The sequence below is a fragment of the candidate division WOR-3 bacterium genome, assembly GCA_039802205.1.
GTDB lineage: Bacteria > Hydrothermota > Tepidihabitantia > SM23-42 > JAOAFX01 > JAOAFX01.
On record JBDRWD010000037.1, the window covers coordinates 1 to 25,637 of the forward strand.

The following is a 25,637-nucleotide window of genomic DNA, read 5'->3' on the forward strand; positions in this document are numbered from 1 at the left end:
GCAGGTGGACTGGGCATTCCTTGTAATCCTTATGATATTAAATCAATAATGACTGGAATGGTAAATTTACTCAACAATGCAGATACTGAAGAAATAATAGAGAAACGAAAAAAATGGGCGGCTAATTTTACTTATGAAAAAGCAGCCCGACAGTTTTCTAAGATAATAGATGAAATAATGGCAGGTTGAGAATGGGAAAAAAAATTCTATTTTGCTGGCCAGAAATCTCAGGTTATATGTCTGCTTGCTGGAAGGAATTATTAAATTATCCTGATATTGAATTACTTGTAATCTGTTTGTTACCTGATGAAACATCTTATACCAATTTTTCAACTAAAATTATGGATGGAATACCATCAAGGTTGATTTCAAAACAGGACCTTGGTAATTATTATAAAATAAAAAGAATAATAGCTGCCTATCGTCCAGATATAATTATTATATCGGGCTGGAATATCAATACCTATAAAAGAATCGCTTATGATAAAGATTTTGATAACGCTATTAAAATACTGGCGATGGACAATCAGTTTCATAATAACATTCGCCAATGGATAGGAAAATTTGTTTTAAGAAGCTACTTAAAAAAGTTCAAATATGCATGGGTTCCAGGTGGGCGTAGTTGGGAATATGCAAAATTCTTGGGCTTTAAAGAAAAAAATATTATTAAAGGTTTGCTTGGTATTGATTTTGTAAGAATAAGTAATATTTGGAATATGCGATATAATATTAAATGGCCTAAAAGTTTTTTATTTGTCGGACGCTACATAAAAATAAAAGGAATACATATACTTATATCTGCATACTCTAAATATAGAAATTATATTAATGATCCTTGGCCACTATATTGCTGCGGCACTGGTCCCTTGAAATATGAAATAGACAAAATTAGCGGAATAAAGGATCTAGGTTTTATTCAGCCGGAAGATTTATTCAAAATATTCCTACAAAGCGGCGTATTTGTAATGCCGAGTTTGAGAGATGCTTGGCCTCTTGCTGTTGTTGAAGCCTGTGCTGCAGGATTACCAATACTTTGCACTAATGTTTGTGGAAGTTCAGATGAGGTTGTTAAAAATTATTATAATGGTATTATCATTCCATCTAATAATATTGATGCTTTAACCAAAGCATTGTGCTGGTTCCACAACAATTACGATAAAATTCCGGAAATGGGGAAAAGGTCCATATCATTAGCCGAACCATATTCCGCAAAAAACTGGGCGTCTCATTTTTTGGAATATGTAAAAACTTTTTGAGATTCAAGAAATAACTTTATGATATATTATCGGCTTTCTTATTTAGTCGTAGCTACATTTATATTATTCTCACTATATTTTACATTTCAAAGAAAATATTATGCACTTTTGCCCCTATTTACACTTGGCATTGGCTTGGGTGGTTTCAATATTTATTGGGGTACTTTATGGTTTCCATACAAGATTGTGGCGGTTTTTATTTTTTTAATAGTCTTTTTAAAATATAATTGTCCCATTCGCACACGATTTTTCAATATTTTTATTTATCTTCTTCTTTTTTCTTTGTTTGTAGCATTGATTTTAAGACCTCCCAATGAGCCATCTAATCTTCCATTACTGCAAAGAAGTTATATGCGTCCATTTGTTCAATTATTTAGTTATCTATCAATAGTATCACTCATCCCATTTGTATTAAAAACATTAAAAAATAATGAAACTATTCATAAGTTTTTTAGAGATTACTATCTAATTGTTGAGGTTGTTATGTTATTTGCTCTTCTGCAATTCATCTTGCTGAAGCTTGGATTAGATTTTATGCCCATTCTTAGGCCAAATGCATCTGATAGCCCTACTGCTGCATTTGGTGTGGGGGACATTTTAATAGTAAGATTATATGGTGTTAGCGGTGAACCCAAAACTCTTGCTGGTCTGTTATTTCCGTATTTCTTTATATCACTTTACAATTTTTATAACAGGAATTATAACAGAAACTACACCTACCACTTAATTATGCTTCTTGTATGTCTCTTTGTAATGATAAATGCTTTCTCATCGGCGGTACTGATTTCTTTAGCCCTGGGCCTTTTCTTAACTGCATTTATATGGTTCAGGGCTAAGTTAAAATTTATATTGCCGTTTGCCGTTCTGGTATTTTCTTTAAAATTTCTTAATCCTGGGAAATATAGCATCACCCCATCCGGTGAAATAGTTCCAGTTAGTCTTTACGATGTAATCTTAGCGCGCACTGTTACCCGGCTGAGTATACAGATGGAAAAAACTTTTGAATACAGAGCAATAAAATATATATTTGAGGAAAAACCATATTTTATAGTTACAGGATTGGGTTTAGGAATGTTTCCGTATTATATAACTGGTGGAGGTAGACATGGGATCGACCCCATTGATTCTCAATGGATTGCATTCTTAGTTGATTTCGGTCTGATTGGCATATTTTTGTTTCTTAAATTTTTTTTCAAAATTTATAAGCTAAAATACACTGAAATATTCAGCAGAAACATTTTGTTTAATTCTTGTTTAATTGGCCTGTTTGCAGCCTATTTATTGGGCTTAGGCATGGGTTCCTATGTTTATATTATTCTATTTCTCTCTCTCTGCTTGGCTGTTTACAAAAATCACTTTACGGAAAATTTTATTCAAAAGTCATAAATAACCATTTCTGGTCTATTATGCATAATTCACGATAAAAATTCTTCGTATGAAACTCCTCTGTGTCACCCCCAGTTATTATCCTGCCTTTCAATTTGGCGGGCCAATATTTGCGGTTCATAACTTAAATAAGGCACTTGTAAAAAAGGGAGTTGATGTAACCGTTTATACTACCAATGTTGGGTTGGATACCAAAGCCGAGAACCGAAATCCGAAATCCGAAATTTATTCAGTCATTGATGGTGTAAAAGTGTATTATTTTACCTTCGTAAAATTCCTTGAATTTTTGGGCACCACCGGCTGGCAATTTTCATTGCCAATGGCAAGAGCATTAAATAATAATATAAAAATGTTTGATATTATTTATATTGTCTCCACCTGGAATTTTCCTGTTGCCTTAGCATCGTATTTTTGCAGAAAATATAAAAAACCTTATATTATTTCTCCCAGGGGTCATCTTTACAATTATGTTCTCCAAAAAAAATCCTGGAAAAAATTACCCTACTATTATCTTGTGTTAAGAAGAGATTTACAAAATGCATCTGCCATTCACTATACCACCGAAGATGAAGCAGAACAAAGCAACAGCGCCCTTGGCTTAAAAAACAAATATTTCGTCATTCCTAATGGCATTGATTTAACGGCAAGCAGCAATCTTAAATTCAAACAAAACAAATCTATGCAACAAATAGAACAAATGGAACACGATTTAATTACTCAATTACTCAATAACTTAATAACCAGGCGGATTATCCTCTTCCTCGGCCGCATTCACTGGATAAAGGGTTTAGATATTTTAATTCCAGCTTATGCGAAATTGCTTAAAGAATATAACGATTTGCATTTAATTATCGCCGGGAATGATGAGGCTGGGTATATTAAAAAAGTCCAGAACTTACTCCTGAAATACAATATTCAATATCTTGATTTAACAGATAAATTCAATCAAACTTATAGAATAAATGTCACCGATGAAACTATTTTGTGTCCTGAATCCATCTTCATGCGTAACACACCTCAAGTAACATTTACGGGAATGCTCACGGGAAGCGATAAACTTGAAATTCTTTCCGCTGCGGACATCTTTGTTTTGCCGTCTTATTCTGAGAACTTCGGTATGTCCGTTATTGAAGCCATGGCTTGTGGCATTCCTGTAGTAATATCAAATAAAGTTGGGATTTATAGAGAAGTTGAAAAAAACAGCGCCGGCATTGTTGTTGATGCAAACACTGAAAGTATCTATAAAGGGATAAAAATTCTTCTCGAAGATCCCAAGTTAAGGAGAGATGTAGCTATTAATGGAAGAAAACTTGTTGAAAAGCATTATGATATTGAAAAAATAGCGATGAGAATGATCGAAGTATATAACGAAATTTTATCGTTGCACAAAATATAAGTTAGAAATAAAAATGTATCCTTCCGGCATGTATTCCTTTTGAACCTGCTCCAATCTTTTTGCATCTGATTCATTTTATGTCTAAGCTCCCCATTTCTGTTATTATCCTTACCTACAACGAAGAAAAAAATATAGAAGAATGCCTTAAAAGTGTTTATGGGTGGGTGGAGGAGATTTTTATTGTGGATTCTTATTCTACCGATAAAACACTGGAGATTGCTAAAAAATATACCGACAAAATTTATCAGCATGAGTTTGAAACGCATACAAAACAGTGGCAATGGGCACTTAAAACTTTGCCGGTAATATCTGACTGGATCTTTGGTCTTGATGCAGACCAGCGCGTTTCTATTGAATTGAAAAGAGAATTGGAATCATTATTTTCTAATAACTTAACAGATGTTGATGGCGTTTATGTGTCAAGGAGACAAATATTCTTAGGCAGATGGATTAAATATGGGGGTTACTATCCGAAATATCTATTAAAAATATTCAAGAAAGATAAAGTTTTTTTTGATGAATCTGATTATGTGGATCATCACTTTTATGTCAAAGGTAAAACAATTATACTCAAAAGTGATATAATTGAAGATAATGTAAAAGAACGGGATTCATCGTTCTGGTTGAAAAAACATATCAAATATGCCGAACTTCATGCAATGGAATTTTTGATGCCCCTTAATAAGAAAATCAATCCATCTTTCGCTGGCTCTCCGGACGAAAGAACATTATTTTTGAAAAATATATATCAGAGATTGCCACTTTTTATCCGTCCCTTTCTATATTTCTTCCACCGCTATTTCTTCCGCCTCGGCTTCCTTGATGGCAAGGAAGGGCTTATTTTCCATTTCCTACAGGGCTTCTGGTATCGGTTTCTTGTTGATGCCAAGATTTATGAGATTGAAAAACGGGCGAGGGTGGAAAATCGCCCTATTCAAGAAATTATCAATGAATTTCTTATGAGTATGAAGCAGGAAAGGGGTCAGGAGAAGATAGAAAATCGTTAAGAGAAAATGGAGAATAGGATGGAAAAATTATCAATTCGACAATTGCCGAATTATCAAATGCATCACTACAATGTTTAAATTTATTTTTTTGGTGATAAGAAAATTAAATTGATGAAACATAATATTATCCTCGGTCTGAATGCCTATCACGGCGATTCCTCAGCCTGCATTATAAAAGACGGCAAGTTAATCGCTGCCGTGGAGGAAGAACGCTTTCGCAGAATTAAACACTGGGCAGGATTTCCTGCCGAGGCAATAAAATATTGTCTTTCAGAGGCAAAAGTTAAAATAGAGGATATTGATTATATCGCAATCAATCGAAACCCGAAAGTCCATTTTATCAAAAAGGCATTGTTTGCGCTCAGTGGCAGTTTATCACCTAAACTTGTTATTGATCGGCTAAAAAATGCCGCTCGGGTTCAGGGTATTAAACAAGTATTAGCAAGGGAACTCGGTGTTGATGAGAAAAATATCAGGGCGGAATTTTATAATGTTGAGCATCATATTGCCCATCTGGCAAGTACTTTTTTAGTCTCCCCATTCAAGAAGTCCGCTATTGTTTCAGTAGATGGTTTTGGTGATTTTGTCGGTGCGATGTGGGGTATAGGCGAGGATAAAAAGATTAAGGTTATGGACAAGGTATTCTTCCCTCATTCGCTTGGTCTATATTATCTTGCCTTTACTCAATATCTTGGTTTTCCCAAATATGGGGACGAATATAAAGTTATGGGCCTTGCCGCTTATGGCAAACCAGTAGAAATTGATAAAATGAGAAAGATTGTGAAATTGAATAACAATGGTAAATTTGAACTGAATCTTGATTACTTCGTCCATCATACCGAAGGGGCTACAATGACCTGGGATGGAGGAGAGCCTGTATTGGGTCCGGTTTTTTCTAAAAAGATGGAGCAGGAATTTGGTAAGGCGCGCAAGTATGGTGAAAAGATTACTTCCCATCATGAAAATGTTGCCTCAAGTATGCAAGCAATGTATGAAGAGGCATTTTTTAATCTCCTGAATTATGTTTATGAAAAGACAAAGATTCCGGTCTTATGTCTTGCTGGTGGCTGTGCAATGAATAGCGTTGCTAATGGCAAAATTTTTGATAGAACCCCATTTAAAGAGGTTTTTATACAACCTGCAGCAGGTGATGCAGGTGGTGCGCTCGGAGCTGCATATTATGTTTATAACCATATCTTAGAAAATGAACGTAACTTTGTATTAAAAAATGCCTACTGGGGTCCACATTTTGAGGATTTTGAAATTGAACAATTGATCAATAAGACAATTAAACAATTAAACAATTGTTTAATTGTAAAAGTGTCAAATATAGATGAACTGTGTCAGAAAACAGCAAAGTATATTGCAGAAGGCAATGTGGTAGGCTGGTTTCAGGGAAGAATGGAGTGGGGTCCCAGGGCATTAGGTAATAGAAGCATTCTGGTGGACCCGAGAAGACCGGAGATGAAGGATATACTCAACGCCCGCATCAAAAGGCGCGAACCATTCCGTCCGTTTGCGCCATCAATCTTATTGGAAAAGGTTGGGGAATATTTTGAAAAAGATTATCCAGATCCGTTTATGATAAAGGTATACCCAATAAAGCAAGAGAAACGAGCCGTTATCCCGGCAGTTACACATATAGACGGGACCGGTAGATTGCAAACAGTGAGCAAAGATGAAAATCCGCTATACTGGAAATTGATAAAAGAATTTGAAAAACTTACCAGTGTCCCGGTTTTATTGAATACCTCTTTTAATGAGAACGAACCGATAGTATGCAAACCCGAGGAGGCACTTGATTGCTTCCTGCGCACGAAAATGGATATTCTGGTCCTGGGTAAGTTCATAATCAAAAAGAACCAATAACACTCCCAAAAACGGCATTTCGGTTTTTTAAAAAAGTGAAAAAATATGCGTAAACGGATACTACTTCTCAACCAAACGTTTTACCCTGACCAGGCAGCTACAAGCCAGTATTTGACTGACCTTGGTGTTGAACTTGCCAGCAAAGGGTATAATGTGACAGCGATATCCGATCGGCGTTGCTATGATGACCGTAATGTTGTTCATCCCCGCCGGGAGTATTATAAGGGCGTGGAAATCATCCGGGTCGACTCTACCGCTTTTGGCAAGAAGACAAAGTTTCATCGTGGATTGGATTATCTGTCTTTTAATATTTCATTTTTGTTAAAAATGTTAACCTTACCGAAATTTGATTATGTTATTGGACTAACGACTCCCCCTTGGATTTCATTCTTTGGTATGATTTTCTGTAAATTAAAGGGTGGAATATTTATTCACTGGGCAATGGATGTTAACCCTGATGAAGCAGTAAGACTCGGTTGGGTCAGGCAGGGTTCTTTGTTTTATGAATTGCTCGATGTTTGGTCTAGGCTGACTTATAAGAAGTCATTTAAAATTGTTGCCCTTGATCGGTATATGGCGGATTTAATTAAAAATAAAGGATTTAGCGATCATAAGGTCAAGGTGATACCGATTTGGGCACACGACGAAATTGAATCCGTTCCGCACGATAAAAACCCATTTCGCAAGGAACATAACCTTGATAATAAATTTGTCATTATGTATTCGGGTAATTTCAGTATCTGCCATCCAATAGATACGCTCCTTGAGGCGGCAAAGAAGTTAAAAAATGAACAGGATATTGTTTTTTTGTTCATTGGTGGCGGGGTGAGGTTGCCTGAAATTATTAATTTTAAAGAAAAATATCACCTTAAAAATATCATTTACCTTCCTTATCAGAAACGCGAGCAAATAAAATATTCTCTATCTGCTGCTGATTTGCATATTGTTTCAATGGGTAACGATTATGTCGGTATCGTTCATCCCTGCAAGATTTATGGGATTTTGGCGACAGGGAGACCATTTGTTCTGCTTGGACCAATGAAAAGTCATATCGGTGATATAATCACCCAAGATAATATCGGTTACCAGGTTGAGCATGGTGATGTTGAGGGATTGATAAGCATTATAAAAAAAGTGAAAGGTTTGCCCATCGCTGATAAACATAACCTTGCATTAGAATCAATCTACCTTGCGAAGAACAAATTTTCCAGACAAACCCTCATTGCCGAATTTCTCACTCTTTTTACATCCCCCTAAACAGCATTTCGGTTTTTTAAAAAAGTGAAAAAGTTGTGATGGCCACAAACAAATAGGAGTAGATTATGGATTTAAAAGTAAAAATATTAAAGGCAGTTGCCAATGAAAAGCGTGTAAAGATAATGAATATCTTGCACAAAAATGGTCGTATGGAATTGCGTGAAATTGCACGCATCATGGATATCCCCGAGGCAACTGCTTGTCGCCATCTTAAAATTCTTGAGAATGTGAATTTTGTGAAAAGCACAATTCAAAATGGCATTGCTGAATATTGGATAAACAACGATAAGAGTCTTACTATCAATCAGAAGGTGCTGGCAATTGTCTGTGACCAATAGCCCGCAAAGGCAGTAAATTGGAATTTAATCTTATTATTTCTCAACTTTCAATTATCGAATCGTAAGAATAGATTACTACAATCCATCGTTGACAACTATTATTTGTTTTATATAATTGCCTATACCAATGTTTGAGACAATATTATCACGGACACCGAAACGGAGGTATGTATGAAAAATAAACGGATTTGTATTACTGGTGGGAAGGGATTTTTAGGTAGGCATCTGGTAAATAAATTTAAAGAGATGGGTTATAATAATATCTTTGTTGCAGATTTGCCTGAGTATGACCTTCGCGAACTTGAAAATGTAAAAAGAATGTATAAAGATCTAAAACCCGATATTGTAATCCATCTCGCAGCACGAGTTGGGGGAATCGGTGCGAATCGCGAGCATCCGGCAGAGTTTTTTTATGATAATCTGACAATGGGTGTGTTTTTGCTTGACCAGGCATACCGAAATAATGTTGAAAAATTTGTAGCATTGGGAACAATCTGCTGTTATCCAAAGTTTACGCCGGTACCATTTAAAGAGGAAGATTTGTGGAATGGTTATCCCGAGGAGACTAATGCTCCTTATGGTCTGGCCAAAAAGATGCTCCTTGTCCAGTCAATCGCCTATCGCCAGCAATATGGTTTTAATTCAATATTTTTGATGCCCGTAAATCTATATGGTCCAGGAGACAATTTCGATCCTGCCTCAAGCCATGTCATTCCTGCATTGATTAAGAAATTCGTTGATGCAATTGGTGGAAAAGAAGCCGTTTTAAAACGCCTTCGCTCGAATGATCCGCAATTTTCTTATTCTGATGCCCCGGTTACTGTTTGGGGAACCGGGAAAGCCACCAGGGAATTTTTATATGTTGAAGATTGTGCGGAGGCGATAGTTCTCGCTACTGAACGATATAACAAACCAGATCCGGTGAATATCGGTGCAGGGTTTGAGATTTCAATTAAGGATTTAGTTGAACTGATTGCGCGGCTTTTGAAATTCAATGGCGAGATAAAATGGGATACTACAAAGCCTGATGGCCAGCCCAGAAGGATGCTTGATACATCAAAGGCAGAGAAGGAATTTGGATTCAAGGCAAAGACAGACTTTGAAGAGGGTTTGAGAAAAACAATAGATTGGTATCTCCATTCAGACACGCCATAATTATTTTCGCAAACGATGTAAACCAAATTAGTCATATATAATTAAGATTTATAAGGTGCTGAGTCTAAACAAAAAAGGAGGTAAGATGAAATACTCTTCATTATTAATACTAATCAGTTGTACCTGGAATTTAATCTTTTCTGGATGTGCGATTCTTAATAGAGGAGTTTTTGGTCCCACACCCAATCTTCCTGCACCGTATCATTCGCAAATAGAATTTAAAGCGTCTGGCGAACGGACAGTGGATTATGAAATTCTGGGTGAAGGATATGGTGAATCATCAGGATTTGCAATCTTGGGTGGTTTACTTTTTATTCGAGAACCGGACGCAATGGCGGCTTACGAGGCAGCAGTTAAATCAAAGGGTGGAGATATTTTACTGGATGCACGCATGCAATTTGTTACAACCGGCTTTTTATCACCGATTATCTTTACTCAGGGGACGATAAAAATCTGGGGCCTTGTTGCTAAAATAAAGAAATAAATAGAGGGTTTAACGGTGGTAAAACTACAAAACCTATCTCAGAAGTAAAGGAGGAGTTGCAGAATATTTACCTTTGCTGCATGTAAACGCCGGTCATGGGTACCCTGGATACGATTGCGGGCACGGTGAAACGTGCTCCTTATTTTTTTCGTAAGACCGGGACCGAATGGATATACAGATTAATCAAACAACCCCGAAGAATCAAACGCCACATCGCGATCTGGATATTTATTTTTAGAGTGATCAAAATATGGGTGAAGAAAAAATTTAAATTTTGAACATTATCCACCCCAACCCTTTTATCCCGAGACTTTCTCGCTTTCTCACGAAAGCGAGAAAGATTGGTCATAGGAATAAAGGAGGTTTATGTCAGATAAGATTGCAATTTTTACGAAGGTCTTGAAGGCGGTTGCCAATGAGAAGCGGTTGCGGATATTGAAAATAATGCTTGATGGTAAGGCGCGGGAGATTGGTGAGATATCCGAACTGGTAAATCTGCCTTATAAGACAACAGCCCGTAATTTAAAGATTCTCGAGCGGGCACATTTTTTGAAATCCACTTTCAATCATGGGAACTCCTATTATTCACTAAAAACTGACCGAAACCTGAAATACAATACCGCAATTCTGAAATTAATTGCGGAATAGCCTTTCTCACTTTCTCACGAAAGTGAGAAAGGTGTGATGGTCAGTTTTACCTGTATTGGAGGGATATTGAATACATCATTTAATTTACATGGTGAGCCGATTGTCTGCTCACCAGATGATGCAATGAAGACCTTTTTAAATTCTGGCCTTGACGCCCTTGCCCTGGGAAATTTTTATATAACCAAAACTTAACACTCTAAAGAAAATCCTCACTAAATCACAAAACCACTCTTACTCTCCGCTTTTAAATCCCTCATTATTATTCTCTATCAATTCATCCCATTTCCTTCCATTTCTCAATTCCACAATTGTGAAATTGAGAAATGGAATACTACAGATTATTATTGACATTAGGTTTGAGTTTATTATAGGGAATGATGCCTGCTTTATCACCCCACCTTAATCCTGGGGCAAAACTTCCATCAAAGGGAGAGAAAGTGAGGGGACTCAGCGTAAAAATATGTTGACATTGTCTGATTTTTTTTGTATAATTGACTGGAGAAAGAGATGCCGGTATTTATGATTTTATTTTTATTTTTTAATTATATTTACGAGGATGCGGATAGTTTGCTGGTAATAAATGATAGTCTGGTCATTTGCGGCTATCATCAGTATAATTTGAAAGTTCACATTGCCAATAATGCCAAATTAAAAGTCCGGGAATGGAATGGTATTGATTCCACGGGCAGGATAATTCTACAGGCGCCATTTATTTATCTCCATGGATCAATGATTGATGGTTCAGGTAAGGGATATTCAGGGGGAACGAATACTCATCCGAATGGTTATGGTCCTGGATGCGGCACCGCGGGTGTGGGGGGTGGTGGAGGTGGTGGCGGCTATGGAGGAATGGGAGGAGACGGCGGCGATCTCGATCCTGGAGCAGGTGGAATTAGTTACGGTAATGCATATGATACAATAATCAGTATGGGTTCGGGCGGTGGAGCGGGCAGGCTCAGCCAGGTGGATGGTTTTGGGGGTAATGGTGGTGCCTTGATATATCTTAAAGGAGAGAAGATTTTAATCGACACCGCACAAATTCTATCCGAGGGGATGAGAGGGTATGACGGTGGCTATGAGGCAGGCGGTGGAGGTGCGGGTGGTGGTATTAAAATTCAGGGTGATACATTGAGAATTAGATACACCGCAATACGGGCGAGAGGAGGAGATGGAGGTAGTGCAGCAGGTGGGGGCGGCGGAGGCGGTGGTGGAGGTAGGATTAAGATTTTTTTTGCAGTTCTTGATACAAGTCAGATTAATCTTGCTGTAGATGGTGGGTTAGGGGGGTATGGTGGCTATGGCTTTGGAGAAGATGGCTTTCCAGGAACAATCCATTTTGGACCCATCGTCATGGTTAAAGAGAAGGTTTGCAGTGATTTACCAACAAAAAGACACTATTTGATTGCAAACGGCAGGTTGACCTTTTTTGCCATGAATAAGCCCGATCGGATAATGGTCTATAATGCGATGGGGAAATTAGTTAAATACCAAAAAGTAATTGAAGATGAATTTGATATGACCGATTTTGCCCAAGGCATTTATTTTCTTAAATTTGCGGATGAATGTGGTTTAATAAAATTAGTGCTGATAAAATAAGAATTAGGGAAGATCGCTCATTATGATGATTTGTTTTTTGCTGTTGATTGATTTTACACCTTACTATTTTATCCACTATTCTGACCCGCAGATTGGCAGAAATGCTTATACTGTCCCGCATTGTTCAATTGCGGTTAGTCAAATTATGGCGATGACGCCAGTGCCTTCTTTTATCATTATTACGGGCGATATGGGTGAAGACCCGACCAATCAGAATGTTATCTTAAACCAGTGGCGGATATGCGATAGCCTTTTTGACCTTTTAGCGGTACCAAAGTATTTTACACCGGGCAACCACGATATTGGATATGCCAATGATAATTATTGGACACCAGCAATGCTTGCTTTTTATCGTAATTTTTGGGGTATGGATTACTATGCTACGATTTATGATTCATCCCTCTTTGTCTCCTTGAATTCAACCCTTCTTGATACCTATTCAGGCCATTCCTGTTATCCTTATTCACTTGAACAGGATAGTTTTCTGAGAACGATACTTGAAGGGGCGAGCAATACTTATAAACACATTTTCTTGTTTTTTCATTTTCCACTTTATATATCTTCACCGACTGAGGCAAACAGCCAAAACAATGTTGATAGACCAAGGCGCGATACTTTGCTGAAATATCTGAGAGATTATAATATAACTGCAGTCTTCACGGGCCATTTGCATTATGACCTGCTGAATTTTTATGGACCATCTTTGCTTATGACGGCACTTCCAACCTGTGAGACGAATATAAATTCTTGTGGCTATCGGGTTGTGAAGGTTTATGAAAATGGAATTGAGACCTTTGTTGTCTATCTCAATTCACCAATTAGTACCGTTTCAATGAACAAAATTGTCCAGGCAGAGGTCCAGTCTGATACACTTTACGTAAACATACCTTTTCCATTCAGTTGTTTTGTGGACACGATGAACTATCCCCAGTGGCAGGGTGCAATAAAGCGTTGGATTTTCCGCACCGGCGATACTTTATATTTACCTTCAGGAAGTTATACATTTTCGGATACGGGTCATTACCAGATCCTATGTCAGGTTTATAAATCACCCCATTATGCTGCGATATATCGGTTCAGGGTTTATGTAAGAAGTTCGGTTGGTTGCGGAGAAATTACGCCTCGAGGAGAAGTATCGGCGGTTGAGTTTTGTAATACGATGGGAACAAAAATTGTAATTTTTAATAAAGGCTCCACCCAGAACTTCCGGATATCGGTTTATTCGGTTGCGGGTCAGAGATTTGTTATTTATAATGGTAGGCTCGGCAGGGGCAAGAATCAGTTAGAGTTTCCAGCTTTCCTAAGTCCAGGGGTTTATTTTATTCGCATTCAAACCCGCGATGGAGATAAGTTTTATAAGTTTATTTATCCCGGCGAAGAATGTAGGGCAGGGTTTTAGAGGCGGTGTCATAATCCGGAAAATGGTAGGCGCAGGCTATAGACTGCGGATAAATGTTTTTAAATTCCAGGGTATTTCGCACCCTGAAGGGTGCGGCTACCTCTAATAATTTAGCGCATATAAATGATTTGACAGAAAGTGGAAAGGACCCAGGGACTCACGGTATTGACATCACACAAATTATTGGTAAAATATTCCATTATGGAATGAATATTAAGGAGGCTTTATGAGACTTAAACCTTTTTGGGGGCTGATGATTCCATTTTTTTTATTTTCTGGTGTGCTCACCCATGAATTAAAATTTGATGAAACCGGATTGGTGACTACCAAGATTGATAACTATGACCTGATTTCTTTAGCCGGCTCATCGACAACCATGGAAAGAGGCGCACCAATACTACCAGTGGTCCCGTTTTATTTCTTAATTCCGCCGGATGCCAAAGTTCGCAGTGTTAAAACAATCTCACTGGAAACCGAGGAATTACCTGGCACATTTCTATTATATCCCGGGCAGGTCGTCCGTCCTTTTTCATTCAAAGGACCAAGAGAATTTATCCCACCGGACCCGGTACTCTATAGTTCTTCAATCCCCTATCCGGCAGAGGTGATTGAAGAGATTCCGGATGGGTGCCTGGCAGGTTTTCGGATTGCGGGGATAAATGTCTATCCTTTACAGTACATCGGGGCAAGCAAAAAGTTGCTGCTTCATAAAAGAATCCGAATAGAAATCTATTATGACGAAGGGGTCTATGAACCCATTCGACTTTTGCCATCCCAGATAGAGTTGTTCAGTGAGGCGGTGAGTAAAATTGTTGCAAATCCAGAAATGGTGCATCTCTGGAAACCAACTGCTCAGGATTTGCGCGGTAATGAGGTTGATTATTTGATTATTACAAGTCCTTCACTAAAATCCAACTGGAATGCACTGGTGAGCTGGAAGATAAAGAAAGGAATAAGAACCAGGGTGCTCGGCACCGATTCGATCTATGCCCAGTATCCAGGTCGTGATAATCAGGAAAAGATCAGAAACTGTATCAAGGATTACTGGCAGAATAAGGGATTGAAATATGTCCTGCTCGGTGGTGATGATTTTATTGTTCCCGACCGAAAGACGCGGCTTGTAATTGAAGAGAGCACAATAACCGGCGATATTCCAACTGATATGTATTATGCCGATTTGCAGTGGTCCTGGGATGGAAATAATAACAATCTGTTTGGTGAGATGCAGGATACCGTCGATCTATTCTTTGACCTTTTCGTGGGTAGGGCACCAGTTGATAATGTCACAAATATCAATACATTTATCCACAAAGATACGATGTTTGAAAAACACCCTGATACCACCTATCTACAAAAACTATTGTTGCCTTCAACAATGCTTTTCAATCCCTATCACGGTAGGGTTATAAATAACTTAATTTATAGTTATTATCCAACAACCTGGCGCAGGTCAAGACTTGAAGATCCTGGTTCAAATGCAGTGCGCGATTCTTTGAATGTGGGGTATCAGTTATGCCATGTATCTGCACATGGAAGCACAACAAGCATGACGGTCCTTGATATATCACATGTCGCCACGCTCACGAATGGCATAAAATATAATATAATGAACGGGATAAATTGTTATTGCGGTTGTTTTGATGGTGGAGATTGTATTGCTGAGAGTCTGGTGAATTATCCAAATGGCGGATGCATCGCCTCAATTCTGAATTCCCGATATGGGCTTGGCTATCCACCGGCACTTGGTCCATCTGAACAACTCGACCTTGAATTATTCAAGAATTTTATTTTTGGTAAACCTGAATTCGGTGTTGCACTTGCCGGTGCCAAGGATTATCTGCGCAACCTTGCAATGAGCCAGGCACCAACGCGTTGGTGTGTATATGAACTGACCCTTTTCGGCGACCCCGAGCTTCGCATTTATACCCAGAATCCAAGAACATTGACAGTGAGCCATTTAAGTTCGATAACTGCGGGTCCACAAAACTTTAGGGTTACAGTGGCGATATCTGGACAACCCCTTAAAAATGCCCTTGTCTGCGCAATGAAAGGAACAGAAGTATATGCAACCGGCAGGACGAATTCCGCGGGCTGGGTTGATTTGTTTGTGAATCCAACCACGAATGGAACTATGAATGTCACAGTCACTGCCCCTGATTGTAAACCCTATGAGGGGACCTGTTCGGTCTCTGGAAGCTCATCTCAACCCTGTATTCTTTATCAATCAAACAGAATATTTGACGAGAACGGAAACAATAATGGCAAACTCGATCCTGGTGAAACCGTGAGATTAAGGGTTATGTTGAAAAATCTTGGTAATGTAAATGCAACGAATGTTTCAGGAACATTGCGCACCTCAAATCCTTTTATCACCTTGATAGATTCAATCTCTTACTATGGTCTAATTTCCGTTAATGATAGTGCGGGCGGAGACTCATTTATATTATCTGTTTCCCCTAATGCACCACAGGGGACTGAAGTTGAATTTCTTATTAATGCAACATCAAACCAGGGGAACTGGACACCATTCTTCCAAGAAATGGTAGGGAGACCACCAGAGCCGCGGCGGATATGGGCAGACCATGACACCGGCGTCTGCGCATTCACCGTAACAACGAACGGGAGTTTTGGAACGACCTATCCTTACGGTGAAGGTTCGGGATTCAAATATTCTAAACTTGCATCTTATGGTTGTCTTTACTATGCAAGTATGGTCTGCGGAACCGACCCTTCTTATATCGTTGATAGATTTTATGGACCACCGAATTCTTCAACGATTAATCAGGATTTCAAAATCCTTGATACCCTGAGACCTTTGATTCCACCATTAAAGGCTGAAGAAGAATATGTTGCCTGGTATAGCGATTCCGGTCACCCTACTCCTAAGGGATTGATAATCAAGCAATGGAGTCTGGCACTTTCCCATCCGGGCTATGACGACTGGGTGATTGTTTGTTTCTATTACTATAATTATGGGGCAAACCCCCTGAATAATTTTTATTCCGGGATGATGTTTGACTTTGATGTTTATAATACCACGAATAACATTGTGCGCTCGGACAGTTTGAGAAGATTCGTTTATATCTTCCGTTCCACAAGTTCCCAGAAGCCGACAGTGGGGATAAGAATCCTTGAACCCAAAGTTGCTAAAAACCTATCTGCCATCAACCATTCTCAATATGTCACACCTGCTACGATGATGTCCGAAGTCGTTAAGGATAGTTTTCTTACCGGGAAAAAGAAGGTACCGAGCGGTTCTACTTCAACGAATTATACAATCATTGCGTCCACCGGTCCATTCAATATTCCTGTCGGTCAATATTGCCGGATTGCCTATGCGATTGTCGGAGGTGATGATACTACCAAAGCCAAGGTAAATTCCGACAGTGCCCAGTCCTGGTGGGATAGATTTGTGGGAATGGAGGAGGCAGAACAAGGGAGAGTGAATTACAGGATGTTTTCACTGGATGTTTATCCAAACCCAATTATGGAATCAATTAATATCCGTTACCGGGTGGGAAGCCGTGAGCGTGTGAAGGTAGACCTTTACGATCCAGCAGGAAGGTTGGTTGATGAGATATATTCGGGCGTCCTGGACGGCGTTGGATTTTTGCATTATAAACCAAAACGACTGGCTGAGGGCGTTTATTTTGTCTCCTGGGAGACTGCAGAGAAAAGGCTGCTGAAAAAGGTGGTTTATCTCCGGTAATCCTGCCCTGGTGCTTTAATCATTTTTTGCTCCAACAAGATAAAATTTTTGCAGGAACCAGGTTCTTATGTTGGATAGGGTGGTTCTCCAATGATTCATACCAGATCATGGATTTCTGATAATTTATTAATTGGTGGTTAATACTACTTACTCGCGGTCCTTATATGGGCAGGTCAGAGATTGACCTGCCCATATAATTTTCTAATGAACGATGATCAACCTCTTGATCTGCTTGCTGTCCGAGGTTTCAAGCATTACAAAATAGACACCGGATGGAATGGAATTTTCTATCTTCCATGTTATTTCATGGTTTCCTGGTTCTTTTTGACCATTAAATATTGTACCCATCAACCTGCCCGATATATCAAATAATTTTAAGTTAATCGTTGTTTTTTGGAATATGTGAAATTGTATTGCTACCTTATCGGATGCAGGATTTGGCACCATTCTTACAAGTGGTGTTTTTGATTCCAAACCGGATTTCTCTTTTTCTTCAATACCCACCTCTATATTCATCCCACCGGTTACCACCAGAGCGTATGGTTGTTTAGGATAGGGAATGTTCTGGGCACTCACCCTTATCGTCCAGATGCCTCTTCTGGGGGTATTTATCCGGCAGACTTCTTCGACATTCCGGTTATCGTAATTGGCTGGATTGGTTACCGATTCTCCATTTGACATCTGATTACCACGATAATAGGTTCCATAAGGATTGGTCATCTGAAGATTCAGGTCATTAACAATATTTGGATTAGTTCCCACTGCGGCTGCGGTATCAGTCCAGACCAGGGCACATCTTAAAGCGAGAGTGGAATCATAGACATTTATGTAATATTCTTTATATTGTCCTGTGGTCAACCCTGATGTATCATCCCAGAATGCAAGTCTTCGGGTGTCACCAGCAAAATAAAGGACACTGTCTATATCAACTCTGCCAAAGCCGATATTGGAATCAGGGACGATATAAGTTCCAACATTAGGATCCGCGGAGACGATTAACATCGCCCGAATCAGTGCCGCGCTGATATAGCCAAGGGTATCATTTGGATTGGGACTACCTGATGGATACCAGCCCTGCTTGAGATACTGCCTTATTAAACCTGCAGAGGCATTACATGCCGGAGTCGCCATGCTTGTGCCACTGAGGGTTTTATAATTCGAAGTTGTTCCTCCATCTACCGACACTATATTCTGTCCGGGTGTGCAAACCGTTGGTTTGACCCTTAAATCAAGGGTTGGACCCCTTGAGGAAAATGAAGCAATTTGATTTGATGATGTGCCGTTCTGGAGGGCACCGACAGCGACAACATTCTTAGCATAGGCCGCATGTGTGATCGTGCGATATGTGGGACCATTATTACCAGCAGCAAAGATATCTAAGAAATCTTTATGCTGCCAGTGATAGGCATCAGAGAATGCATCACGGTCAATGTAACCAGTGCCGGTTCTACCCCAGGATGCTGAATGCTGGCGCATCGGGAAGATGGGGTCGTTGTAGAACATATTATAAAGAGGGGTGAGGTCAGTGGGTGTGACCAGACTACCTGAGGCATTGGCGATATCAACAAAGAATAATCGGGCTTTGTAGGCAATCCCGTCATTTACATTGGTTCCACCATTTATCGAATCATCACCAGCAATCGTGCCACCAACATGACTCCCGTGGTATGTCGAACCTACATCACCGAACGCAGCACCGCTTAAGAGAAGATAAGCAACAATCTTACGATGGGATGCAAAATGTCCGGAATCAGATATGGGAATTCCGGTGTGACTATAAGCGATATGGGTTGTTGTTATCCCTGAATCAGAAAAGCCAAGGATCATATTCTGACCGCGGATGCCCTTGTGCCATACCCGGCGACCTACTGTGTCCGGAGGCACCGATGATTTCCAGCCTGTCTGGCATACCCACTGGGAATTTGCGTTCATTAATTCATCTGGTGTCCAGGGAACGATTGCAAGGACCTCAGGTATTTGTGCTATCTTATAAACAAGGGATAAATCATACTCAGCCCGGACAAGTTTTCCTATTTCACTGACTGAAAAGTCCAATATCTTTGCTCCAGTTTTTGCAATGTCTTCAAGGGTTTTGTTCAGGTCAGCATCAGGATATAACTGAATACTGATTATGCCCTTACCACGCGCATTGAGTAGGTCTATGTTAATCTTATAAGCAGGATGGAATAGTCCAATCCAGTGAACATATGGCAGGGATTTTATCACATTTAACTGCTCCTTGTCTGCTTTAACGAGATAAGCATAATTGGGCCAGTATGCATAAATCTTGATACCAATTGCTTGTAGTTTTTCCTTCCATTCGGTATATATTGGACCGGTAAACTGAATGAGGTAGTAAGAATAGTTCGGCTCGTCTTTAGCCCTGAGATGATTGGGGATATCTGGTTCACCGAATCTGGTATCAAAGGAGAAGCCATTTTCCATACCGATGATTGTTGCATTTTCAATAGGTTCTGGTGTGAAATATCCGATGAGAGGCTCAGTGAGATTTTTACCCGTGGTAAGGTTCAGACAAAACAGGGCAACAAGGATACATCGCATCATACCTCCTTTTTGAGAGTATGATAATTAAATTTTTGATAATGTCAATACTTCATTACTCTGCACCTACTCCACTTCAATTCTTGGACTGGCGATTGATTATCACTAAAGGAGTCTTTGAATATTTGCAGATTTACTGGACCTAAAGAAGGCATTCTATAAAAATGGAGTGGATTCAGCTAAAGCACTCTGTATTCTTTTCGGGTTTGAAACTTAAATTTGCGATATATACCCTATTATAACGATTTCCTGACCTAAAATTGCTAACTAATTTCTTAGAATCTTGGTTCCTATTTCTTCTAAAATTTTTTCTGCGTGTTTAATGGCAGTTTTAGTGTTTCCTGCCATTTCGGTTAGGGAAAATACTTTTATTACTCCGTATTTTTTAAAATTAAGATTGTGGTCATAATCGCCGCAGATTATGATTACCGGTCTTTGATATTTCTTACATAAGTTTATTATTCTGCCGGTTGCCTTGCCAGAGAAGGTTGTTTTATCAATTTTGCCTTCCCCGGTGATCACCAAATCCGCATTTTTAATCTTTTTGTCCAAATTAAAGATTTTTTCGAAATAATCAAACCCTGAAACTATTTTTGCATTCAAAATTGCATACATTCCACCTGCTATCCCACCTGCAGCACCCGCACCCTTGATATCATCAAGATTTATTTTGTATTGATTTAAAATTATTTTTTTGAAATTTTTTAATGCCCGTTGAATCAATGGCAGGTCTTTTTCTTTTGCGCCTTTTTGTTTTGCATATACAATCGCACCTTTTTTGCCCGTGAGGGGATTAGCAACATCAGCGAGGATTATAAATTCAATAGACTTCTTTAATGAATTTATTGCAGCGTCATCGATTTTTTTTAATTTCAAAACTCCTGAACAAGTTAATTCCACTGGTTTTGAATTTCTATCAAGGAATTTTACCCCGAGGGCTGATAATGCTCCAATTCCGCAGTCTATCGTTCCGCTGTCGCCTACACCAATAATAATTTTTTTAGAACCCCTTTTTATACTATCCCTAATCAAATCACCGACACCAATGGTCGTGGTGTTTAACGGATTTCTTGAATTTTCGGGTATTAGATGTAAACCTGCAGCCTGGGCAAGTTCAATGATCGCCAGTTTTTTATTCTTGATAATACTGTATTTTGTCTTATTTTTTTTGCCGAGAGGATCGGTGACCACGCAGGTGATATATCTTCCCTTAAAATGTTTTGTGATTATATCCAGAGTGCCGATGCCACCATCAGCGATCGGGGTTGTATTTATTATTATATCTCTATACACCTTCTTCATGCAACGGGCAATGGTCCGTGCTATATCTATGGAAGTGATTGAGCCTTTGAAGCTCGCTGGAGCAATGAGGACTTTCATGTATTAATCTTTAGAACTTCGGGATTTACAAGATTGGGTGGGGTTTTGTGTTTTATCAAAGCAGTGATTAAATTTTTTGCACACATCAATGCCATGTTCGTTCTCGTTTCTAAGGTCGCGGAACCGATATGGGGAAGAAGGAGGACGTTTCTCATCTTCAATAATTCTTTGGATACCCGAGGTTCAAATTCAAATACATCCAGGGCACAACCGGCGATCTTTTTCTCTTTCAAGGCTTTAACTAATGCCTTTTCGTGAACGATCGGACCGCGGGCTGTGTTGATCAAAAAGGCGGTTTTCTTCATCAAGGCTAATTCTTTTTCTCCAATCAGATGATGTGTTTCGGGGGTGAGGGGGGTGTGGATAGTTATAAAATCTGCATGCCTTAAAATGTAGTTTAATGGCCTATAAACTATTCCGTATTCTTTTTCTTGTTTGAGTGGCAGCCTGATTTTATCATAGTAGATTATAAACATTCCAAATCCCTGAGCGCGCTGTGCTACCGCCCTGCCGATTCTTCCCATGCCGATGATTCCTAATGTTTTGTGATGGACATCGCTCCCTAAAAATAACATCGGTGCCCAACCTTTGAATTTGCCTGCTCTTAAATAGCTTTCGGCTTCAGGAATTCTGCGGGCGAGTGCCAGAATCATTCCAAAGGTTAAATCAGCTGTCGTATCAGTTAGGACATCGGGTGTATTGGTGACCATTATCCCTCTTCTGGTGGCTGCGGCAATGTCAATGTTGTTATAACCTGCAGCATAGTTTGCGATGATCTTTAAATAAGGGGCACATGCCATTATTTCTTCATCAATATTATCGGTGAGGAGGGCGATGAGTCCGACTTTATCCTTCAGAGCTTTTTTTAATTCCATTTTGGTTATCGGCCGGTCGTACTTAAAGACCTCCACCTTGAAATATCTGGCGAGTAAGTCTAATGCCTTACCAGGGAGTTTGCGGGTGATGAAAATTTTGTTTTTGTCCATGTTATATTAAACATAAATTGTAAAATAAATCAAGCATGAGAGTACGATTGAAGTAATCCTCTCCACTTTGTTCAGATTGTTTTGTGCACTTTGATTAGCACCAACATGGGTATTTTGGGTGTTTGTGCAGATCGAAGCCTGCGGCTACCGGGTGGGTTATCAATAAAATTTTGCGCAGGCTGAAGCCTGCGGCTACCGGGTGGGTTAATAAAAGAATTCTGCGCTTAAGAATTTTGCCCATTGGTTTCCTCAAGTTGGAATAAAACATTTCATTAAAGAAGAGGACTCCGCAACTTTTTCTTGACAGTTAACAGGGGTTGGATATAATTGAATATATGAAACTGGAACGTAGAAAAAATCTAATTGTTAATCGTTTACAGTATCGCATCATCCTCCATTGTGTGGGACTTACGGTTGGGATCTCGGCAATACTGGTAGTCTTATGTTTGCTCTTTTTCTGTTCGGATAATATCCTTGCCGGACTTGCAACACCGCTTAAAATTTTAATTTTGTTGGTTTGTGCCTTGGTCCTTTATTATTTCAGCTACCAGAGTCTGCTCCGGCTTTCCAACAAAATTTACGGTCCCATATACAGGTTGGGAAGTTATCTTAAGAAATTGAGTGAAGGTATTGAAACCGGTGAGATAAAATTCCGCAAGGATGATGTGATCGATGGTATCCAGCAAGTTTATAACGAATTATGTCGTTCCTTAACCAAGACACTACATTATGATTACAATGAACTCGTCAATACTTTTTCCCAACTTGAGGACATCCTTGACCGTTTACACCAGAAAACGATTACCGAAGAGGAGTTATATAAAGCCTTAGAAAATATCTGCGGGCGCCTGGCTGACGCCCTGGACCTGACAACCGATGTCCTTCAACAGGATGAGGTTAATAAAGATTGACCAGTTGTTAACTGATAACCTTCAAAAATTTGTGTTTGCCTGCCCGGATAATCACCGGCTCGTGAAGTCTGACAGTGTGGTTGATATCTTTTATGGTATTACCATTGATATCAATCGCCCCTTCTTTGATCTTCCGCTTGGCTTCTGCCCGTGAGGGCATCAAACCGGTCTTAACCAGAAGGTCAACAATATTTATTTCCTGAACTCCAGCTTTGAATTCTGACAGATCCGTAGGCAGTTCTTTTTTACTGAAGACTTTTTCAAATTCCCGGGCAGATTCTTCAGCAGCCTGGGCCGAATGGTACATCCGGACCAGAGTCTTTGCCAGTTCAAATTTTGCATCCCGGGGATTGAGGATCCCTTCCTGAAGTCCGGTCCGGATCTCTTCGATCTTGTGGGGAAAGGCATCGGTGGTCAATTCAAAGTATTTGGTGATTAATTCATCCGGGATGGACATCACCTTGCCAAACATCTCCTTTGGCGGTTCGGTGATACCGATATAGTTACCAAAGCTTTTGCTCATCTTTCTTACTCCATCGGTTCCTTCAAGAATCGGCAGGGTCATCACCACCTGAGGTTCCAGCTGGAATTCACGCATCAATTCCCGGCCGACTAAAAGATTGAACTTCTGGTCTGTACCTCCGAGTTCCACATCCGCCTTTATCGCCACCGAGTCATATGCCTGGAACAGGGGATACATTATTTCATGCATGTAAACCGGGATACCTTCTTTTAACCGAATTGAAAAATCATCTCTTTCTAAAATGCGTGCTACAGTGTATTTCGCGGCAATTTCAATAAAGTCATAGATGCTCAAGGCTCCAAGCCATCTGGAATTGTAGGTGAATTCGGTCTTTTTGGGATCCAGTATCTTGAAGATCTGTTCTTTGTAACGCGCCATGTTCTTTTTCACCTGCTCGCGGGTGAGTTTAGGACGGGTTTTTGATTGACCACTGGGATCGCCAATCATGCCTGTGAAATCGCCAACGACCAAAACACCAATATGACCAAGGTCTTGAAATTGGCGCATCTTGCGCAGTTGGACACTTATCCCCAGATGGATTTCCGGAGCAGAAGGGTCGATTCCCAATTTCACCCTGAGGGGTTTATTTCTTTTAAGTTTCTTTAATAGTTCCTCTTCGGAGATGATTTCGACGGTATGGCTTTTGATTATTTCAAACTGCTTTTCGGGCTCCATTGCGATATACCTTCTCCCAGATTGTGCTTGTCTTCCGGGCTAATTCAAAATCATACTCAGCCATCTTTTTCTCATAATCTGGGTCCTTTAATATCTTCTCTGCAGCTTCATCCGCAGGCTGGGCATGTGTCTCCAGAACAAAATTTTTCGCCATGAGATAATGGTCCCGGATCGGGCAGGGCCGGAGCAGATCCCCTTCTTTCCAGTATTTAAACTGCCACTCCCTGATCTTTTTATTCAATGGCAGATTGATTAAATCATTGAGATTGCCGCCTTTTTCATAGATCTCTTTGATATTCCCAGCGGCATAAGGGAAGAAGACACACGGATAGACATTTGCCTGCCAGTCAATATAGAAATAACCACCGGGCCGACCAGCGGAGATGCATCCGTCCGAAACCGGACCGTGATTCCAGAAATCCGCATACATTATCTTCCTATCCCGAACAATCTCCCAACTCTTTTTCCAGAGCATCACCCGCTGTTCCGGGGTAGGTATCAGTTCTGGTGCGATATCCCGGCCGATAGGCATGTAATGGAAGACCCAGGCATATGCCGCACCCAGTTTGTTGAAGTAGAAATCGATAAACTCATCTGAGACGATCTCTTCAGCATTTTCCCGCGTCGCAGTGATTGAGATGCCAAAGGTCACCCGGTGTTTTTTCAAAAGCTGAAGGGTATTGACAATCCGCTCAAAAAAGCCCTTGCCGCGGCGCTTTTCAGTCGTCTCTTTCATCCCCTCTACCGAAATCGCCGGGGTTATATTACCCAGTTCTCCAAATTTCTTTGCCACTTCTTCATTTATCAAACTGCCATTTGTATACATCAAAAATAAAGAATCGGGATTTTCTTCAAAGATATCAATTATGGTCTTGCCGTTCCATTTATACATCATCGGTTCGCCACCGGAGATTACTACAAAGCGTGCACCCCATAGTTCTCGCATCTCATTTATTACCCGGGTGAATATATCATAGGGTAACTGGTCTTTTTCGCTTGCCGAGTTGGCATAACAGCCCTTACAGCGGAGATTACATCTTTTAGCCGGTGAGATCGTCATGAACCCCGGCGGGTCAAAACCGAAGATTGCCCTAAACTCT

The 25,637-nt window shown here is 39.8% G+C and carries 21 protein-coding genes and 1 pseudogene; 17 read left to right on the forward strand and 5 right to left on the reverse strand.

Translation table 11 applies throughout. The features are described from left to right. From ABIL39_08130 to ABIL39_08205, 16 genes and pseudogenes are all read left to right on the forward strand, one after another. Positions 1-189 (forward strand): hypothetical protein (locus tag ABIL39_08130; GenBank protein ID MEO0166090.1); only part of this gene is annotated, 189 nt, incomplete at its 5' end. A gap of 2 nt (positions 190-191) precedes the next feature. Further along, positions 192-1,256 (forward strand): glycosyltransferase family 4 protein, encoded by a 1,065-nt coding sequence (locus tag ABIL39_08135; protein ID MEO0166091.1) that lies wholly within the window; start codon positions 192-194, stop codon positions 1,254-1,256. A 108-nt stretch (positions 1,257-1,364) separates the two neighbouring features. Then, entirely contained in the window at positions 1,365-2,642 is a 1,278-nt protein-coding gene (locus ABIL39_08140) for a hypothetical protein (protein ID MEO0166092.1), read from the forward strand. A gap of 49 nt (positions 2,643-2,691) precedes the next feature. After that, positions 2,692-4,038, forward strand: coding sequence for a glycosyltransferase (locus ABIL39_08145; GenBank protein ID MEO0166093.1), 1,347 nt, complete (start codon positions 2,692-2,694; stop codon positions 4,036-4,038). A 77-nt stretch (positions 4,039-4,115) separates the two neighbouring features. Beyond that, positions 4,116-5,045: a glycosyltransferase family 2 protein gene (locus ABIL39_08150; GenBank protein MEO0166094.1), complete on the forward strand. Its 930-nt coding sequence runs from the start codon at positions 4,116-4,118 to the stop codon at positions 5,043-5,045. A gap of 111 nt (positions 5,046-5,156) precedes the next feature. Continuing rightward, a complete protein-coding gene (locus tag ABIL39_08155; protein MEO0166095.1) occupies positions 5,157-6,914 on the forward strand; it encodes a carbamoyltransferase C-terminal domain-containing protein in 1,758 nt (585 codons plus the stop codon). Positions 6,915-6,959: 45 nt separating this feature from the next. Further along, positions 6,960-8,171, forward strand: coding sequence for a glycosyltransferase family 4 protein (locus ABIL39_08160; GenBank protein MEO0166096.1), 1,212 nt, complete (start codon positions 6,960-6,962; stop codon positions 8,169-8,171). A 65-nt stretch (positions 8,172-8,236) separates the two neighbouring features. Next, the gene (locus ABIL39_08165; GenBank protein MEO0166097.1) at positions 8,237-8,509 is read left to right on the forward strand and encodes a winged helix-turn-helix domain-containing protein; all 273 of its coding nucleotides are present in this window, start codon (positions 8,237-8,239) and stop codon (positions 8,507-8,509) included. 171 nt (positions 8,510-8,680) lie between these two features. Further along, positions 8,681-9,664, forward strand: coding sequence for a GDP-L-fucose synthase (locus ABIL39_08170; protein ID MEO0166098.1), 984 nt, complete (start codon positions 8,681-8,683; stop codon positions 9,662-9,664). Positions 9,665-9,749: 85 nt separating this feature from the next. Then, positions 9,750-10,148: a hypothetical protein gene (locus ABIL39_08175; protein ID MEO0166099.1), complete on the forward strand. Its 399-nt coding sequence runs from the start codon at positions 9,750-9,752 to the stop codon at positions 10,146-10,148. 95 nt (positions 10,149-10,243) lie between these two features. Next, positions 10,244-10,426 carry a WecB/TagA/CpsF family glycosyltransferase gene (locus tag ABIL39_08180; GenBank protein ID MEO0166100.1) on the forward strand — a complete coding sequence of 61 codons (183 nt, stop codon included), beginning with the start codon at positions 10,244-10,246 and terminating at the stop codon, positions 10,424-10,426. A gap of 88 nt (positions 10,427-10,514) precedes the next feature. Then, on the forward strand, positions 10,515-10,796 hold the full coding sequence (locus ABIL39_08185) for a winged helix-turn-helix domain-containing protein (protein MEO0166101.1): 282 nt from the start codon (positions 10,515-10,517) through the stop codon (positions 10,794-10,796). Between the two features lie 57 nt (positions 10,797-10,853). After that, a pseudogene (locus ABIL39_08190) lies at positions 10,854-10,988 on the forward strand (carbamoyltransferase C-terminal domain-containing protein). Positions 10,989-11,303: 315 nt separating this feature from the next. After that, a complete protein-coding gene (locus tag ABIL39_08195; protein MEO0166102.1) occupies positions 11,304-12,392 on the forward strand; it encodes a T9SS type A sorting domain-containing protein in 1,089 nt (362 codons plus the stop codon). Between the two features lie 25 nt (positions 12,393-12,417). Beyond that, positions 12,418-13,791 (forward strand): metallophosphoesterase, encoded by a 1,374-nt coding sequence (locus tag ABIL39_08200; GenBank protein ID MEO0166103.1) that lies wholly within the window; start codon positions 12,418-12,420, stop codon positions 13,789-13,791. Positions 13,792-14,017: 226 nt separating this feature from the next. Continuing rightward, positions 14,018-17,500, forward strand: coding sequence for a C25 family cysteine peptidase (locus ABIL39_08205; protein MEO0166104.1), 3,483 nt, complete (start codon positions 14,018-14,020; stop codon positions 17,498-17,500). Positions 17,501-17,701: 201 nt separating this feature from the next. On the opposite strand, the gene ABIL39_08210 is transcribed toward ABIL39_08205, so the two are convergent. From ABIL39_08210 to ABIL39_08220, 3 genes are all read right to left on the reverse strand, one after another. Next, positions 17,702-20,062, reverse strand: coding sequence for a S8 family serine peptidase (locus ABIL39_08210; GenBank protein ID MEO0166105.1), 2,361 nt, complete (start codon positions 20,060-20,062; stop codon positions 17,702-17,704). A 267-nt stretch (positions 20,063-20,329) separates the two neighbouring features. Next, complete coding sequence (locus ABIL39_08215) at positions 20,330-21,442, reverse strand: glycerate kinase (GenBank protein ID MEO0166106.1); 1,113 nt, start codon at positions 21,440-21,442, stop codon at positions 20,330-20,332. Then, on the reverse strand, positions 21,439-22,428 hold the full coding sequence (locus ABIL39_08220) for a D-glycerate dehydrogenase (protein ID MEO0166107.1): 990 nt from the start codon (positions 22,426-22,428) through the stop codon (positions 21,439-21,441). The genes ABIL39_08215 and ABIL39_08220 overlap by 4 nt, the downstream gene beginning before the upstream one ends. Positions 22,429-22,763: 335 nt before the next feature. On the opposite strand from ABIL39_08220, the gene ABIL39_08225 reads away from it, so the two are divergent. Beyond that, positions 22,764-23,339 carry a hypothetical protein gene (locus ABIL39_08225; protein MEO0166108.1) on the forward strand — a complete coding sequence of 192 codons (576 nt, stop codon included), beginning with the start codon at positions 22,764-22,766 and terminating at the stop codon, positions 23,337-23,339. 7 nt (positions 23,340-23,346) lie between these two features. Here the strand turns inward: ABIL39_08225 and tyrS are convergent, their stop codons facing one another. Both tyrS and ABIL39_08235 read right to left on the reverse strand, forming a co-directional pair. After that, positions 23,347-24,537: a tyrosine--tRNA ligase gene (gene tyrS, locus ABIL39_08230; protein ID MEO0166109.1), complete on the reverse strand. Its 1,191-nt coding sequence runs from the start codon at positions 24,535-24,537 to the stop codon at positions 23,347-23,349. Next, positions 24,515-25,637, reverse strand: a 1,123-nt coding sequence (locus ABIL39_08235; GenBank protein ID MEO0166110.1) for a radical SAM protein, incomplete at its 5' end; no start/stop codon positions are given. The genes tyrS and ABIL39_08235, both read right to left, overlap by 23 nt.